Origin of the sequence: Enterobacter cloacae complex sp. IR53041 (assembly GCF_049238285.1) — a bacterium.
Taxonomy (GTDB): Bacteria; Pseudomonadota; Gammaproteobacteria; order Enterobacterales; family Enterobacteriaceae; genus Enterobacter; species Enterobacter roggenkampii.
On the sequence record NZ_JBMKHB010000031.1, the window covers coordinates 1 to 15,929 of the forward strand.

Annotated in this window: 13 protein-coding genes, 1 tRNA gene and 2 rRNA genes; 4 read left to right on the plus strand and 12 right to left on the minus strand. The window is 52.3% G+C overall.

The window, feature by feature from the left end; genetic code table 11:
- From rrf (ACOTXF_RS18910) to rrf (ACOTXF_RS18920), 3 genes are all read left to right on the plus strand, one after another.
- Nucleotides 1-89, plus strand: a 5S ribosomal RNA gene (rrf, locus tag ACOTXF_RS18910); the annotation flags it as partial.
- A gap of 14 nt (nt 90-103) precedes the next feature.
- Nucleotides 104-179 (plus strand) — tRNA-Thr (locus tag ACOTXF_RS18915).
- Nucleotides 180-222: 43 nt separating this feature from the next.
- Nucleotides 223-338 (plus strand): 5S ribosomal RNA (rrf, locus tag ACOTXF_RS18920).
- Between the two features lie 106 nt (nt 339-444).
- On the opposite strand, the gene ACOTXF_RS18925 is transcribed toward rrf (ACOTXF_RS18920), so the two are convergent.
- From ACOTXF_RS18925 to ACOTXF_RS18955, 7 genes are all read right to left on the minus strand, one after another.
- A complete protein-coding gene (locus ACOTXF_RS18925; protein ID WP_008502871.1) occupies nt 445-1,203 on the minus strand; it encodes an amino acid ABC transporter ATP-binding protein in 759 nt (252 codons plus the stop codon).
- Nucleotides 1,204-1,210: 7 nt separating this feature from the next.
- Complete coding sequence (locus ACOTXF_RS18930) at nt 1,211-2,314, minus strand: amino acid ABC transporter permease (RefSeq protein ID WP_023326203.1); 1,104 nt, start codon at nt 2,312-2,314, stop codon at nt 1,211-1,213.
- A gap of 9 nt (nt 2,315-2,323) precedes the next feature.
- Nucleotides 2,324-3,505, minus strand: a complete 1,182-nt coding sequence (locus tag ACOTXF_RS18935) for an amino acid ABC transporter permease (RefSeq protein ID WP_047746920.1) — start codon at nt 3,503-3,505, stop codon at nt 2,324-2,326.
- A 67-nt stretch (nt 3,506-3,572) separates the two neighbouring features.
- The gene (locus ACOTXF_RS18940) at nt 3,573-4,598 is read right to left on the minus strand and encodes an amino acid ABC transporter substrate-binding protein (RefSeq protein ID WP_021242295.1); all 1,026 of its coding nucleotides are present in this window, start codon (nt 4,596-4,598) and stop codon (nt 3,573-3,575) included.
- A 473-nt stretch (nt 4,599-5,071) separates the two neighbouring features.
- Nucleotides 5,072-5,293: a lipoprotein gene (locus ACOTXF_RS18945; protein ID WP_008502867.1), complete on the minus strand. Its 222-nt coding sequence runs from the start codon at nt 5,291-5,293 to the stop codon at nt 5,072-5,074.
- A gap of 305 nt (nt 5,294-5,598) precedes the next feature.
- Nucleotides 5,599-8,712 (minus strand): efflux RND transporter permease subunit, encoded by a 3,114-nt coding sequence (locus ACOTXF_RS18950; RefSeq protein ID WP_234115331.1) that lies wholly within the window; start codon nt 8,710-8,712, stop codon nt 5,599-5,601.
- An 11-nt stretch (nt 8,713-8,723) separates the two neighbouring features.
- A complete protein-coding gene (locus tag ACOTXF_RS18955; protein ID WP_045372042.1) occupies nt 8,724-9,863 on the minus strand; it encodes an efflux RND transporter periplasmic adaptor subunit in 1,140 nt (379 codons plus the stop codon).
- 388 nt (nt 9,864-10,251) lie between these two features.
- Between ACOTXF_RS18955 and envR the strand changes: the two genes are divergently transcribed.
- Nucleotides 10,252-10,968 (plus strand): acrEF/envCD operon transcriptional regulator, encoded by a 717-nt coding sequence (gene envR / locus ACOTXF_RS18960; protein WP_048967401.1) that lies wholly within the window; start codon nt 10,252-10,254, stop codon nt 10,966-10,968.
- On the opposite strand, the gene ACOTXF_RS18965 is transcribed toward envR, so the two are convergent.
- From ACOTXF_RS18965 to ACOTXF_RS18985, 5 genes are all read right to left on the minus strand, one after another.
- Nucleotides 10,884-12,965 (minus strand): putative bifunctional diguanylate cyclase/phosphodiesterase, encoded by a 2,082-nt coding sequence (locus ACOTXF_RS18965; protein WP_045417925.1) that lies wholly within the window; start codon nt 12,963-12,965, stop codon nt 10,884-10,886. The two genes, envR and ACOTXF_RS18965, sit on opposite strands and share 85 nt — an antisense overlap.
- 138 nt (nt 12,966-13,103) lie before the next feature.
- Complete coding sequence (locus ACOTXF_RS18970; protein ID WP_008502862.1) at nt 13,104-13,268, minus strand: DUF2556 family protein; 165 nt, start codon at nt 13,266-13,268, stop codon at nt 13,104-13,106.
- A gap of 177 nt (nt 13,269-13,445) precedes the next feature.
- Nucleotides 13,446-13,742: a DNA-binding transcriptional regulator Fis gene (fis, locus tag ACOTXF_RS18975; RefSeq protein WP_000462905.1), complete on the minus strand. Its 297-nt coding sequence runs from the start codon at nt 13,740-13,742 to the stop codon at nt 13,446-13,448.
- A 23-nt stretch (nt 13,743-13,765) separates the two neighbouring features.
- Entirely contained in the window at nt 13,766-14,731 is a 966-nt protein-coding gene (gene dusB, locus ACOTXF_RS18980) for a tRNA dihydrouridine synthase DusB (RefSeq protein WP_008502861.1), read from the minus strand.
- Nucleotides 14,732-15,061: 330 nt separating this feature from the next.
- Nucleotides 15,062-15,802: a carbonic anhydrase gene (locus ACOTXF_RS18985; RefSeq protein WP_021242291.1), complete on the minus strand. Its 741-nt coding sequence runs from the start codon at nt 15,800-15,802 to the stop codon at nt 15,062-15,064.
- Between the last annotated feature and the right edge of the window lie 127 nt (nt 15,803-15,929).

Below are 15,929 nucleotides of genomic sequence, written 5' to 3' on the forward strand. Positions count from 1 at the left end.
CCTGATCCCATGCCGAACTCAGAAGTGAAACGCCGTAGCGCCGATGGTAGTGTGGGGTCTCCCCATGTGAGAGTAGGGAACTGCCAGGCATCAAATTTAGCGTGCTGATATGGCTCAGTTGGTAGAGCGCACCCTTGGTAAGGGTGAGGTCCCCAGTTCGACTCTGGGTATCAGCACCACTTTATACTTAGGTTAAAGTTCGGCAAGAAGTAAAAGAATTTGTCTGGCGGCTTTAGCGCGGTGGTCCCACCTGACCCCATGCCGAACTCAGAAGTGAAACGCCGTAGCGCCGATGGTAGTGTGGGGTCTCCCCATGTGAGAGTAGGGAACTGCCAGACATCAAATAAGTGAGAAGGCCATCCGAAAGGATGGCCTTTTTGCGTTATGATTCTCGTGAAAACGGTAGGCCCGGCAAGCGCAGCGTCACCGGGCAAAAAGATCTGATTAATGAATCACCTGCGACAGGAATGCTCGCGTACGTTCTGACTTCGGATGCGCAAAGAACTCATCCGGCGGCGCCTGCTCAACAATCTCCCCACGATCCATAAAGATCACCCGGTCGGCCACGGTTCTCGCGAATCCCATCTCATGCGTGACGCACAGCATGGTCATGCCGGATTGGGCCAGCCCAATCATGGTATCCAGAACCTCCTTCACCATTTCCGGATCCAGCGCAGATGTCGGTTCGTCAAACAGCATGATTTTGGGTTTCATGCACAGCGAACGGGCGATAGCCACACGCTGCTGCTGTCCACCCGATATCTGACCAGGAAACTTATTGGCATGCTCTGCGATACGTACACGCTCCAGATAGTGCATTGCCAACGCCTCGGCTTCCTTTTTCGGCATCTTTCGTACCCAAATCGGTGCGAGCGTACAGTTCTGCAGAACGGTCAGGTGCGGAAAAAGATTAAAGTGCTGAAATACCATTCCCACTTCCTGACGCACGCGTTCGATATTGCGGATATCTTCATTCAGCTCGATACCATCAACCACGATGCGTCCTTGCTGATGCTCTTCAAGGTGGTTAATACAGCGAATGGTTGTGGATTTCCCGGAGCCGGACGGGCCGCACAGGACGATGCGCTCTCCCTGCTTGACCTTAAGATTAATATCCTTCAGGACATGAAACTGTCCGTACCATTTGTTCACGTCTTCCAGCGTAATCATCGCGTCGGCGGGTGTCATAGTTATTTGGCTCATATTTTCCTCAGTGCGGTGTACGCCCGGTGTTAAAGCGCTTTTCCAGATGCTGGCTGTAGCGCGACATGCTAAAACAAAAGATCCAGTAGATCAGGGCAGCAAAGACATATCCTTCGGTGGACATGCCCAGCCAGACAGGGTCAACGGTTGCCTGTTGTACGCTGCTAAAGAGATCGAACAACCCGATGATGATCACCAGGCTGGTATCCTTGAAGAGGGCAATGATCGTGTTGACCAGGCCCGGGATGACCAGCTTGAGTGCTTGTGGAAGAATCACCAGTCCCTGCGTTTTCCAGTAACCGAGAGCCAGTGATTCCGCCGCTTCGTACTGGCCTTTAGGCAACGCCTGCAGACCACCGCGCACAACTTCAGCGACATAGGCGGACTGGAAGAGAATTACCCCGACCAGGGCACGAATCAGTTTGTCGATCGTTGTTCCTTCTGCCATAAATAGCGGCAGCATGACCGATGACATAAACAGAACGGTGATAAGCGGTACGCCGCGCCAGAACTCAATGAAGATAACGGAGAGCACGCGAACGATCGGCATTTTTGAACGCCGTCCGAGGGCAAGTAAAATCCCCCACGGCAGAGCACCGGCTATCCCCACTGACGCGATAATCAACGTCAGCGTCAGCCCACCCCATTGGCGTGTTTCAACGCGTTCCAGCCCCAGAAAACCGCCATACAAGAGCACCCAGACAATAATTGGATAAACCACTGCCCAGACGGCAATATAGCGTCCACGATGAGGTAACTTTTTCCAGAACATGACCGCAACAGAGAGCAGGCCGATAACCAGCGCCAGATTAATCCGCCAGCGCTGTTCATGCGGATACAATCCATACATGAACTGACCGAAACGTTCATGAATAAACACCCAGCAGGCACCGGCTTTTGTACAGTCAGCTCGGGTTGAACCGACCCAGTTGGCCTGTAAAAACGCCCAGTTCAGCAGGGGAGGAATCAATTCCCACATGAGCCACAGGCAGACAATCGTCAGCAGGCTGTTACTCCAGCTGGAGAACAGATTCTTTCGCGCCCAGAGAATGAAACGTCCACCTGTCGAGTTGGCAGGGCGCGAGGCGTGCGACAGTATCGCTTTTGTCATCATAGATCCTTAGCGCTCGACCAGTGCTATACGACGGTTATAGAGGTTCATCAGCAGTGAAATTACCAGGCTGATGATGAGATAGACAGACATGGTGATGGCGATGGTTTCAATGGCTTGTCCGGTCTGGTTAAGCACGGTTCCGGCGAAGAGGGACACCATATCCGGGTAACCAATAGCGGCGGCCAGCGACGAGTTTTTGACAATGTTGAGATACTGGCTGGTCAGCGGCGGAATGATGACCCGTAATGCCTGTGGAATGATGACCTGACGAAGCGTCACCGTATGCGGTAATCCTAGTGAGCGTGCCGCTTCGTGTTGCCCGTGCGGGACGGCCTGGATCCCGGCACGAATAATCTCAGCGATAAAGGCTGAGGTATAAATCGATAGCGCCAATGTCAGGGCCGCCAGTTCAGGAATTAACACCATTCCACCCTGGAAGTTAAAGCCTCGCAGATGGGGAACATCCCAGTGCAACGCGGCGCCAAACAGCCAGTGTGCCACTAGCGGCAGGCTAACGATCAGGATGACTGCGGTGGGCCAGGTTCTACGAAGCTGACCGGTTTTGATCTGATGCTTGCGGTTAAAACGGAATACCCCAGCGGAGAGGGCAAGCGCTATCACAATCGCGCCGATGAAAGCGTACAGTCCTTCGCCCGGCTGAGGAGAAGGAATGGACAACCCACGGTTACTCAGGAAAAACAGCTCAAACGCGTCGACGGCCTGACGGGGACCAGGAAGGTTACGCAGTACGGCGAAATACCAGAAGAAGATCTGCAGCAGCGGGGGGATATTGCGGAACGTCTCGATATAAACAGTCGACAGTTTCCGCAGGAGCCAGTTATCTGAAAGACGTGCCAGGCCAATAAAGAAGCCCAGTATCGACGCGAAGACGATACAAAGCGCCGATACCAACAGCGTATTCAGTAAACCGACCACGAATACGCGTCCGTACGTGTCACCTTCCTGGTAATCAATAAGATGCTGAACAATGCCAAAGCCCGCGCTGCGATCCAAAAACGCAAAACCGGAGGTAATGCCGCGATTGTTCAGGTTGGTGATGGTGTTGTGGATGAGATACACGGCGATGAGAACAACCGCAACAATAGCAATAATCTGGAATAGCCAGGCGCGGACCGCGGGATGAGAAAAGGATAGCGATCCTTTTACGGCTGAGCGGCGATGGGACATAAAGAAACCTCAGTAACCATGACTCTGGAGTGGGCACTGCATGAGCAGTGCCCGTTACAGCTATGACTTAACGTACTGGTGGCGCGTACTGAATACCGCCGTTGTTCCAGAGATTGTTCTGGCCGCGTTTGATCTTCAGCGGGCTTTCCGATCCCACGTTGCGTTCAAAGATCTCAGAGTAGTTGCCCACCTGTTTGATGATGTTGTAGGCCCACTTGTTATCCAGCTTCAGATCCTTGCCGAAATCGCCTTCTTTACCCAGCAGGTGCGCCATATCCGGGTTAGATGGATTAGCCGCTTTCTCATCCACGTTTTTCGAGTTGATGCCCATCTCTTCTGCGTTCAGCATGGCAAACAGCGTCCAGCGAACAATAGAGAACCAGTCTTCATCGCCGCGACGAACGACAGGGCCGAGAGGTTCTTTGGAGATCACTTCAGGCAGGACAATCCACTCTGCCGGATTGCTCAGCTTAATGCGTAAGGCATACAGCTGTGACTGGTCAGAAGCCAGCGTGTCGCAACGGCCGGATTCCAGCGCTTTAGCCGACTCATCCGAGCGGTCGAATGTCACTGGCGTGTATTTCATGTTATTTGCTTTGAAATAATCGGCGACGTTCAGCTCGGTATCGGTGCCCGCCTGAATACAAACGGTGGCACCATCCAGCTCTTTGGCGCTTTTCAGGCCTGCTTTATTGTGGGTCAGGAAGCCGATCCCGTCATAATAGGTCACGCCCGTAAATGACATCCCCATACCCGCGTCGCGGGAGGAGGTCCAGGTGGTATTACGGGAGAGCATGTCAACCTCGCCGGACTGCAGTGCCGTAAAGCGTTCTTTTGCCGTCAGCGGGGTATATTTTACCTTGCTGTCATCGCCAAAAACGGCGGCGGCAACACCGCGGCAGACATCTACATCAATACCGGTAAATTTACCGTTCGCATCGGCATAAGAGAAGCCAGGCAAACCGTCACTGATACCACATTGAACAAAACCTTTCTTTTTAACGGCATCCAGTGTCGTTCCCGCATGGGCTTGACCGGCTACGGCAAACATCATACCTGCAGCGGCCAGGCTGGCTATCATCGTCTTTTTCATAATGCTTCCTGTGTGGCGAAATTTATCGTTATAGAGGCGTTTTTAAACGCTTTACCTGTCTGTGGCTTTGGCCAACGTTTATAAAGCAAACGTAATGCCAGTTTTGCGTTCGGCAAAATAAGAGATGAGTGAACGCTTAATGCTGAGTGTAGACAGGCTTAAATAAAACGAGCGCCCTGGAACGGTGCGAAATTACAACCTGTGCCACAAATTGGAGCAAAAGTTTTGAGTCGCGCCAGAGAAAAGAAGAGATAGTTTCCAGAGTGAATATTGGCAGGGTAGTCAATAATATTAATGTGTGAAAATCATCACAATAGAACAGGTAATTTAAAAAAGTGTACGAAAAAGATGTGACTGGCTTCAGGCTGAAATGAAAGGCACGAATAAATACGGGGCTATTTTTTTACTTCTTTGAAAATAGTGCACTGATTAAAAGCAAAAGCGCGGCCAGAGCCGCGCTTTCTTAACTGATGTTACTTCGTCAGGGCAACAATACCCAGCGTCAAGCCCGCCACTGCGGCAGCGCCGCCAGCGATAGCACCTGCTGTTTCCCAGTTGTCCTGGGTGGTGCCTTTCATACAGGTATTGGTATGAACCAGTCGGCCCTGGTCGTCGTAAACCGGTACACATGGAGAGTCGTGCGCGCAACCAGCAAGCAGCGCAGCGAGTAGTGCAACGGAAATGAATCTTTTCATGATGTTACCTCAGTATTATTTCTCGTCCGCTATAAAGCCAGGAGGGCAATTAACGAACTGGAGGTTATTTTACCACCGGGGTAAGTCCGCGTTACACGAGGAATAATCTCAAATTATGTAGTTTGTAAAAATCGTGGAGAAAAATCGATTTCCGGACGAATTAATGGAGACATTATGAAGGGGTAAGAGAGTGTTTTTACTTAATGCAAATCACTGTATTTTTTAACATGGCTTTTGCTTAATGCCTAATTCATTGTTTATGTTAAAAATAAAAAAGGCACCAGAGGTGCCTTTTTAGGGAAATGTTAATCTTTATGGCGGGTAAAGCGTCGACGAACAACCACAAAGAAGACGGGCACGAAGAAAATCGCCAGAAGCGTTGCGGAAAGCATTCCCCCCATCACACCCGTACCGACGGCGTTTTGCGCACCGCTCCCGGCTCCGGTACTGATCACCAGCGGCATGACGCCAAGGATAAAGGCCAGGGAGGTCATCAGGATCGGTCGAAGGCGCATCCTTGACGCTTCAAGCGTAGCTTCAATGATGCCTTTACCTTCTTTCTCCATCAGGTCTTTAGCAAATTCGACGATCAGGATGGCGTTTTTCGCCGACAGACCAATTGTGGTCAGCAGGCCGACCTGGAAATAGACGTCATTGTTTAACCCGCGCAGCGAGGCTGCGAGAAGGGCCCCGATGACCCCCAACGGCACAACCAGCATAACGGAGAACGGAATGGACCAGCTTTCATACAGCGCTGCCAGACACAGGAACACCACGATCAGTGAAATGGCGTACAGTGCAGGCGCCTGGTTACCCGAAAGTCGCTCTCGGTAAGACATTCCTGTCCAGTCATAACCGATGCCGGAAGGCAATTTTGCCGCGAGGCTTTCCATCATAGCCATGGCCTCACCGGTACTTTTACCCGGGGCTGATTCGCCGAGGATCTCCATCGAAGGCATTCCGTTGTAGCGCTCCAGACGAGGTGAACCATAAACCCAGTGAGCGTTGCTAAAGGCTGAGAACGGCACCATTTCCCCGTTCGCGCTGCGCACATAAAGGTTGTTAATATCCCCTGGCAACATACGGAATTTCGCGTCGGCCTGTACATAGACTTTTTTCACGCGGCCATGATCGATAAAGTCATTCACATAGGTGCCCCCTAAGGCCGTCGAAATCGTCTGGTTGACGTCAGAAAGACTGACGCCCAGCGCCTGTGCTTTCTCCTGATCGACATCCAGTTTGAACTGAGGCGTATCTTCAAGACCGTTTGGACGTACGCGCACCAGCAGGTCAGGATGCTCTTTCACCATGCCGAGCAGCTGGTTACGCGCCTGCGTCAGCTGGGTATGCCCCAGGTTAGCCTGATCGATAAGTTCAAAGTCGAAGCCCGTTGCGGTACCTAACTCAATAATAGCGGGCAGGTTAAACGGGAATACAAGGCCGTCTTTAATCTGACTGAAAGCTTTTGTCGCGCGACCCACAATGGCTTCAACGCCATTTTCCGCCCCAGGACGCTCTTCCCAGGGCTTCAGGCTGATGAAGGCAATACCGGAGTTCTGACCCTGGCCGCTAAAGCTAAAGCCGTTTACGGTAAAGACGGATTCAACATTTGCTTTCTCTTTGTTCAGGTAGTAGTCCTGAACCTGGTCGAGAACCTGCTGAGTACGCGTCTGGGTTGCACCTGCGGGGAGTTGAACCATTGTCATAAACACCCCCTGATCCTCTTCGGGGAGGAAGGAGGTCGGTAAGCGCAGGAAGAGCACCGCCATTCCACCGACAATAATGACGTACACCAACAGATAGCGTCCGGTCTTGCGCAAGATACCGCTCACGCTGTTACTGTAGTGCTCAACACTCTTATCAAAGAGCGCATTAAACCAGCCGAAGAAGCCCCCTTTTTTCTCATGATGATCGGCTGAAACAGGCTTAAGCAACGTTGCACAGAGCGCTGGCGTCAGGATTAGCGCAACCAGTACTGACAATGCCATAGCGGAAACGATGGTCAGCGAGAACTGGCGATAGATCGCCCCCGTCGAGCCGCCAAAAAAGGCCATCGGGATAAAGACCGCCGAGAGCACCATGGCGATCCCCACCAGTGCTCCCTGGATCTGTCCCATCGATTTCTGCGTAGCCTCTTTCGGCGGCAGCTTGTCCTCGACCATGACGCGTTCAACGTTCTCAACGACCACGATAGCGTCATCAACCAGCAGACCTATCGCCAGCACCATGCCGAACATTGTCAGGGTATTGATGGAGAAACCGAACGCCGCCAGAACCGCGAAGGTACCCAGCAGAACGACCGGAACCGCGATAGTCGGGATGAGCGTTGCCCGCAGGTTTTGCAGGAACAGGTACATAACCAGGAAGACGAGAATAATCGCTTCAAACAGGGTCTTCACCACTTCGTGGATGGAGATTTTCACAAACGGTGTGGTGTCATAGGGGTAGACGACTTTTAGCCCCTGCGGGAAGAACGGCTGCAGTTGTGCCAGCTTGCTCTTGATGGCTGCCGCTGTATCCAGCGCATTTGCCCCTGTTGCCAGCTTAATCCCCAGGCCGGTTGCCGCCTGCCCGTTGATTTTTGTCACCATGTTGTAGTTTTCGCCACCCAGCTCAATGCGAGCCACATCCTTCAGATGCACCATTGAGCCGTCCTGGTTCACCTTGAGCGTCACGCGGCCAAACTCTTCCGGTGATTTCAGGCGGGTTTGCGCGATGATCGAGGCATTCAGCTGCTGTCCTGGGATGGATGGCGTCCCGCCCAACTGGCCTGCCGCTATCTGGTCGTTCTGCGTTTTCAGCTGGTTGATAATATCCAGCGGCGTCAGCTGGTATTTGTTCATCGCATTGCTGTCGAGCCAGATACGCATCGCATATTGGGCGCCGAACAGCTGCACGTCACCGACACCAGACGTTCGGCTGATTGCATCTTTGACGTTCGAGGCAACATAGTCGGAGATGTCATTCTGCGTGAGGTTTTTGTTGTCTGAAACAAAACCGGCGACCAGCAGGAAGCTACTGCTGGACTTCTCAACGCCAATCCCTTGCTGCTGCACCTCTTGCGGCAGCAGCGGCATGGCGAGCTGCAGCTTGTTCTGCACCTGCACCTGGGCGATGTCCGGATCGGTTCCGGACTCGAAGGTCAGGGTGATGGTGACGTTACCCGCTGAATCGCTGGTGGAGGACATATACATCAGGTTATCGATACCGTTCATGTTCTGCTCGATAACCTGGGTTACGGTATCCTGCACCGTTTGAGCATCTGCTCCCGGGTAGGTCGCGGATATCGCCACGGCGGGAGGCGCAATGGTCGGATACTGTGCGACGGGAAGTTTGAGAATGGCCAGCCCACCAGCAATCATCAAAATGATGGCAAGTACCCAGGCGAAAACCGGTCTCTGAATAAAGAAATTAGCCATGTCGTCGTCCCTTAACTGGCTGGAGCGGTGGTGGTATCAGGCGTAGCGACGACGGTTACGCCCGGTCTGACCTTTTGTAGCCCGCTAACAATCACGCGGTCACCGTTTTTCAGCCCTTCCGTCACCAGCCAGCGGTCGCCAATCGCCTGAGGCGCAACGACGGTGCGAGACTCAACCTGATTTTTATCGTTCACCACCATCACGGTGGCATCGCCTCGTGGCGTACGAGTCACGCCTTGCTGGGGAACCAGAATCGCATCCGGCTGCGTACCTTCATCAATCCGGGCGCGAACGAACATACCCGGTAACAGCAGATGTTGAGGATTCGGGAAAATGGCGCGCAGGGTAATCGAGCCGGTACTTTGATCCACCGTGACGTCTGAGAATTGCAATGTGCCTTTCAGCGGATAGGGCTGCCCGTTCTCCATCAGTAGCTCAACGCTGCTGGCGGTATCGCCTTTTTGCAGGCTCGTCTGCTTCAGGCGCAAAAAATCATTACTGGACTGGGTGACATCGACATACATCGGATCAAGCTGCTGAACCGTTGCCAGCGCCGCTGCCTGCCCGTTGGTGACCAGCGCCCCTTCCGTTACGCTGGATTTACCGATGCGACCATCAACGGGCGATGTCACTTTGGTATAGGCAAGGTTGATGCGCGCGCTTTCAACGCCCGCTTTGGCGGCGACGACGCTGGCGTCTGCCTGCTGGGCCGTGGCCACGGCCTGGTCATACTCCTGCTTGCTGACATACTGTGTACCGACCAGCGGGAGATAACGTTTCACCGTCAGGTGAGCAATATTGGCTGCCGCCTGGGCCTTCGCCAGCTCGCCTTTGGCGTTGTCGTAAGCCGCCTGATAGGTTGCAGGATCAATCTGGTAAAGCGAATCTCCAGCTTTTACATCGCTGCCCTCGGTGAAGTTGCGACGCAGGATAATACCGCTAACCTGCGGACGAACCTCTGCAACGCGGAACGCATCTGTTCTGCCCGGGAGTTCAGTGGTGACAGCCAGCGGTGCGCTTTTCACAATATGCACAGTGACCTGGGGAGCCTGCGGATGTTGTTGTTGGTTTTCCTGGCCATCGCATCCTGAGAGCAGCACAGCGCAGACAATGAAACCGGCTAAGGGTAAGCGTCTGAAATGATTCGTCATTACTGTTCCTTTAAATACCCGGTAACCGATATTTAGCATGAATCGGTAGCAGGGGCAGCGGGATAAAAAAATAAAATGTAGCTGCGTATAATAATGAGGGTATTTAATGTTTTTTAATTTATAAGTGCGAATGGCAAGGTCTGAGCAGAAAAATCAGAATCAGACTCGGTTTATTTCTCTGTCTTCTTCCTGCAAGCTAATCAGTTAAATAGCGCTTAATGTACCTCATTTATTCATGGCATGAATTTAAACTTAAATATGTATTTAGCTAAACTATAAATTAAGAAGATTGACTTTTTTTGTGCAAAACTAAAACGGGAATTGGTGAATACTTTCGTTCTCCTGACCTGTGTTACGTATAAACTTTGTGAGTAGCGAGTCGTTGTCTATGGCGCGGAAAAAGAAAGAAGAAGCTCAACAAACCCGGCAGCAGTTGATTGAGGCGGCTATCGGGCAGTTTGCGACGCGTGGCGTAGCCAACACCACGCTGACGGACATCGCGGATGCTGCAAATGTGACGCGCGGTGCAATCTATTGGCACTTCACCAGTAAAGCTGAAATATTTAATGCCATCTGGGAGCAGCAATTACCGCTTCGCGACATTATTCGCGACAGGCTTTCCCTTTCCGAAGGTGATGATCCATTGTTAATACTTCGTGAGCAATTTATTACTGCGTTGCAGTATATTGCGCGTGAGCCTCGACAATGCGCACTTTTACAAATTTTGTATCATAAATGTGAATTTAGCAGTGACATGATTTCAGAGAGAGACATCAGAAAACGGATTGGATTCAATTATGACACGCTGCGTGCCTCGCTGGAGGCCTGTATTTCACGGAACATCATTTCGCCAAAGGTAAATGTTGATCTGACCTTGATCGTATTCCACGGCTTTTTTAGCGGAATAATTAAAAACTGGTTAATGAATAACGAAAGTTTCAATCTTTATCAGCAGGCGCCCGCCTTGGTCGATAGCATTCTGGCGACACTCCCTGTCATTCGCGTATCGCCTGATGATGCTTACAGCCCTGCGCCAGGTAGCATCTCCCCTCGCGCACAAAGCGCCTCTATGGTTTGCGCGCTGACGGGTTTACCTAACAGATAACCCTGAAGGGTGTTGCAGCCCAACTCGGTCAAAAAGGCCTGCTGTGCTTCGGTTTCTACGCCTTCAGCCACGACTTTCAGATTGAGTGTTTTGGCGAGGGCCACAATCGCGGAGACAATGGTGGCATCCTCGCTTTCTCCACTGAGCTCTTTCACGAACGCCCTGTCGATTTTCAATTCACAGGCGGGTAAGCGCTTGAGGTACAGCAGGCTTGAATAGCCGGTGCCAAAATCATCAATGGAGGCCTTTACGCCCGCTTTCGTCAGCTCTGTCAGCACCCGTACACTTTCATCCGGGTTGCTCATGGCCGTGGTTTCCGTCACCTCCAGGATCAACATTTCTGGTGGCACATGATGAAGTGCCAGGCAGTTGAGAACCGTGTTGACCAGCGAAGGCTGTTCAAACTGCAGCGTCGACAGGTTTACCGCCATTGACCAGCTTTGATGTCCCTGAAGATGCCATTCACGCAGCTGGCGACAGGCTTCATTAATTACCCAGTTGCCGATAGGGATAATCAGCCCCGTTTTTTCCGCCAGCGGCAGGAAAAGGTCCGGGGTCAGTAACCCCTGCTTAGGATGCTGCCAGCGCAATAACGCCTCAAATCCAAGGAGAGGGCCGGCGGGGGCGTGAAATTTTGGTTGATACAGCAGGCGGAGCTCATTGCGATCGATCGCCATCCACAGATCGTTCATTAACTGAAGGTGGGTCTGCGCCAGCGTATTCATCGAGGGCTGGAAAAAGTGGTAACCGTTCCGGCCCATATGCTTAGTATGGTACATCGCCGCATCGGCGTTAAACATGAGCTCACGTTCGGTTTTGCCGTCGTGAGGATACAGCGCGATCCCAATGCTGAGGGTGACCATCAGTTCATAGTGCTCGAGGTTGAACGGGCTATCGATCGCGCGCACCAGCGAATTCGCCAGCGATGCCGCATCGTCCGGGCCTTCCCCCTCAGCCAGCAGAACAAACTCATCACCGCCGATACGTGCCAGGGTGAACTGGCCCTTCAGGAGATGCAGCAGGCGCTCCGTTACGGCAATCAGCAGCTTGTCACCGACATCATGGCCGTAAGCGTCATTGATGGCTTTAAAGCCGTCGAGATCCATGAACATCAGGGCAAAATGGGTTCCCTCGCGATCGGCTTTGCTGATGGCCTGATCGAGTCGGTCTTCCAGCAGGATACGGTTGGGCAGACGCGTCAGGGTATCGTGCAGGGCCAGCTGTGCGAGTTCCCGGTTAGCTTCTGCAAGGGACGAGGCCAGAAGGGCGGTACGCGCCTGAAGGCGGGCGTCCAGCATTGATACCAACAGGGTAATCCCAAGAATAGAGAGCGCGACAACGCTCACCAGCACCGCCAGCCAGCTCCCGTTAATACCCTCATGGTGAACCATTGTGGACATCGGAAACTGTGCGGCTTTCATCCCGGCGTAGTGCATCCCGGCAATGGCTATGCCCATGGTGATGGCGGCACCCGTGCGCATCAGCACGACCTGCGCGGCGTCGTGACGCAGGCGGAAGGTCAGCCATAATGCCGCGAGTGAAGCGGCAAGCGCAATGGCGACCGAAATGGCCACCCAGACCTTATCCCAGATAATCCCGGGCATCACTTCCAGCGCAGCCATGCCGGTGTAATGCATGGCAACAATACCGCTTCCCATCACCAGCGCACCGGGCAGCAGACGGCGCAAGCGTAATTGATCGCAGCTCACGAGCCAGAGCGCGAACAGTGACGATCCGACGGCGATGACCATGGATAACACCGTCAGGCTAGCGTTGTAGCTCATGCTCATGGAGAGATCCATCGCCAGCATGCCGATAAAATGCATGGCCCACACGCCGATGCCCATTGCAATACCGCCGCCAGCCAGCCAGACGCGGGCAGCGACACCCTCACTCCCGGCGACACGTGCCGCCATATTCAGTGCGGTATACGCCGCAAGGATGGCAACAACAAAGGAGAGGACAACAAGGATAGGGTTGTATTGGCTGACCAGCATGGACGGTTCTACTCGAGTGTGGGGTTACGCTAGAGCGGTTGAGAAGGGCGAGACATTATCACCGTCGGGTAATGGCTCAAAGGGATTTAAATCCCCGTTTTTAGTGGGTAATCACGGGGAGTTTGCGCAATCAGGCGGCTAGTCGAGCTCTGAACAGTTTACGAGTTTCAGGGGATTCACGGAGTTCATATTGCGACACTTATCGGTTTCGGTGCTCATCAGTTCAATCCACTGCATCAGAAGTGCATCGAAAATCAAAACGGAGATTGCAAAAACAACCAGCCACCAGTATTTACGAATCATTGTGTCATTCCGCGAGAAGAGCGCCAGTAAAGTGGGGGAAATATACACCAAAAGCGGCGGTTTTAAAGCGGGATAAGTGAAGGTTTACAAAGCGTTGACGGAGTGAAGCAGGGAATAAAAAAGGCGCTTCCCCATGCCGAAGAGCGCCTTTTTAAACAAGCATTTAACTGATTAGTATCAGTTCATGCCGTATTTTTTCAGTTTCTTACGCAGAGTACCACGGTTGATACCCATCATCAGCGCAGCGCGGGTTTGGTTACCGCGGGTGTATTGCATCACCATGTCCAACAGTGGCTGTTCAACTTCAGCCAGTACCAGCTCATACAGGTCATTAACATCCTGACCGTTCAGTTGAGCAAAATAGTTCTTCAGTGCCTGTTTAACCGAGTCACGCAGGGGCTTTTGAGTTACCTGATCCTGAGAGTTAACGGTAGAAACGGTCAGTACGTCAGAATTTACGCGTTGTTCGAACATAGTTCTGTCAGCTCTTTATTTCATTACGCAAGATTTTCGAAGTATGCCTCCAACGCCTCCAGCTGTTCGCTGGCATCCTCAATGGCGTTGAATGTGCGCCGAAACTGGTCATCTGGAGCGTGCTCCTGGAGATACCAGGAAACGTGTTTACGCGCAATTCGGTACCCTTTCGCCTGACCGTAGTGGTCATGCAGTTCCCGAACATGCGAACAAAGCAAGCGCTTAACCTCTGCCAGAGGCAGGGGAGCAAGCAGCTCTCCAGTGTCCAGATAATGCTGGATTTCCCGAAAGATCCAGGGTCTTCCCTGAGCGGCACGTCCTATCATCAGAGCATCAGCTCCCGTATAGTCGAGCACCGCTCTGGCTTTAAGCGGGTCAGTTATGTCGCCATTCGCGATAATCGGAATGGAAACTTTCTGCTTAACTGCCCGAATGCTGTCGTATTCAGCTTCACCGTTGAACAAACAGGCGCGCGTGCGTCCATGAATGGTCAGGGCCTGAATGCCACAGTCTTCGGCCAGTTGGGCAATCTCTACACAGTTACGGTGTTCCGGCGACCAACCCGTGCGAATCTTTAACGTAACAGGAACGTCCACTGCGCTGACAACCGCCGTCAGGATAGCTTTCACCTGGTCGGGGTATTGCAGAAGGGCTGAACCTGCAAGCTTGCGATTCACTTTTTTGGCCGGGCACCCCATATTGATATCAATAATCTGGGCACCACTTTCCACGTTGATACGCGCGGCATCTGCCATCTCTTCAGGCACGCTTCCGGCAATTTGCACGGTGCGAATACCGGGTTCATCAATGTGCACCATCCGAAGGCGGGATTTATCGCTTTCCCAAACCTGCGGGTTAGACGACATCATCTCGGATACGGTTAAACCGGCTCCCATCTCATAGCACAGCGTCCTGAACGGCCGGTCGGTAATACCTGCCATAGGGGCTGCGATCAGGCGATTTCTAAGCTGGTGGTGTCCGATGCGCATGAGTTAAGAAATGACCATACTGTGACTGCAAGGCGGCGTATATTACGCATTTTTTGCACGAGATGAAAGGCCAAACTTTGAACAATCCACTGTTGTAGATCAAGGAATCGCCGCTCAATCTTTCCGTTAAGAATTATTCACTATTTAAATCATTGTGTTAGGTAGGAATGGCTATTTTATGAGCGCTTACAATTTCCCGTAACTTCTCATCATTTCTGAATAAATGGCTTACCTGAGCGGGATAATCTGCTGTTTTTAGCAGCAGATTTTCCCTCTTCTTTGCGATCTACGTCGCATTTTAGAACATGATCTTAAGCCTCAGAATGGGCGTTATTCGACCACAACGCGCCCATGCAGAGACTGTACCGGGCGGTTATTATCGTGATGCATGGTATGGGTAAATTTCTCAAGCTGTTCTGCTGAGACGGTTAACGGCTGTTTGAGCACGATCCAGGTGACCCCTTCAGAACACGGTGGCGTGGTCAGAGATCCGCTAAAGCGCCAGTAGGTTTTCACCTTCGGCAGCAGTTTGTTCAGGTTGAGATCCTTCTCAATGGAGACGTTCTGTTCAGCCTGCTGCGGCATCACGCTCCACAGCTTATCCAGCTCCGGATTCGCAGCCCCTTTATCAAACATGACGGCTACCACAGTCAGCTCACCCGCGCTGTTTTTATGTACCAGATGCATCTCCATCGCGTACTTCTTGCCGTGCACGGTGTTTTCGCTTGGTGCATGGAAGTGGAACTGCTGGAGCGTCCAGGTTTGCTTGTCCAGAGTGATGGTGTCACGGGTGTCAGCCTGTTCGCTAGCCTGAATGGTATGGCCATTATTGGTCAGCGTTACAGGACCATCAATGTAGTGTGTTTGCAGCGGGGAGAGATGGGCGTTAGCGGTCGAATCAATATTTATCGGAGACTGGTTCATCCCGCTCTGGCAGGTCTTGTAGGCCTCGTCCAGTTCACCCCAGTGTTCCGGTGAACCTTCCCCTTCATAGCCCCAGTGTGATGCGAATGCTGAAGCCGAAACCATGCTCAGCGCAAACAGCGCTGCCTTGCCTGTAATGTGTTTCATCATATTCTTCCGGTGAATTTTTTAATACAAATCAACATGATTTGTGGGGTTATTTTACCGAAGAATGGCAGAGGGAGAGAGGATTATCAGAGGAAGAGGGGCGTGGTCAGAGGACCACGCCAAATGC

Coding starts and splice junctions, on each gene's coding strand:
- ACOTXF_RS18930 (WP_023326203.1), bottom strand. CDS start 2,314: ATGACAAAAGCGATACTGTCGCACGCCTCGCGCCCTGCCAACTCGACA.
- dusB (WP_008502861.1), bottom strand. CDS start 14,731: ATGCGCATCGGACACCACCAGCTTAGAAATCGCCTGATCGCAGCCCCT.
- ACOTXF_RS18950 (WP_234115331.1), bottom strand. CDS start 8,712: ATGGCTAATTTCTTTATTCAGAGACCGGTTTTCGCCTGGGTACTTGCC.
- ACOTXF_RS18945 (WP_008502867.1), bottom strand. CDS start 5,293: ATGAAAAGATTCATTTCCGTTGCACTACTCGCTGCGCTGCTTGCTGGT.
- ACOTXF_RS18940 (WP_021242295.1), bottom strand. CDS start 4,598: ATGAAAAAGACGATGATAGCCAGCCTGGCCGCTGCAGGTATGATGTTT.
- fis (WP_000462905.1), bottom strand. CDS start 13,742: ATGTTCGAACAACGCGTAAATTCTGACGTACTGACCGTTTCTACCGTT.
- ACOTXF_RS18925 (WP_008502871.1), bottom strand. CDS start 1,203: ATGAGCCAAATAACTATGACACCCGCCGACGCGATGATTACGCTGGAA.
- ACOTXF_RS18965 (WP_045417925.1), bottom strand. CDS start 12,965: ATGCTGGTCAGCCAATACAACCCTATCCTTGTTGTCCTCTCCTTTGTT.
- envR (WP_048967401.1), top strand. CDS start 10,252: ATGGCGCGGAAAAAGAAAGAAGAAGCTCAACAAACCCGGCAGCAGTTG.
- ACOTXF_RS18985 (WP_021242291.1), bottom strand. CDS start 15,802: ATGAAACACATTACAGGCAAGGCAGCGCTGTTTGCGCTGAGCATGGTT.
- ACOTXF_RS18935 (WP_047746920.1), bottom strand. CDS start 3,505: ATGTCCCATCGCCGCTCAGCCGTAAAAGGATCGCTATCCTTTTCTCAT.
- ACOTXF_RS18955 (WP_045372042.1), bottom strand. CDS start 9,863: ATGACGAATCATTTCAGACGCTTACCCTTAGCCGGTTTCATTGTCTGC.
- ACOTXF_RS18970 (WP_008502862.1), bottom strand. CDS start 13,268: ATGATTCGTAAATACTGGTGGCTGGTTGTTTTTGCAATCTCCGTTTTG.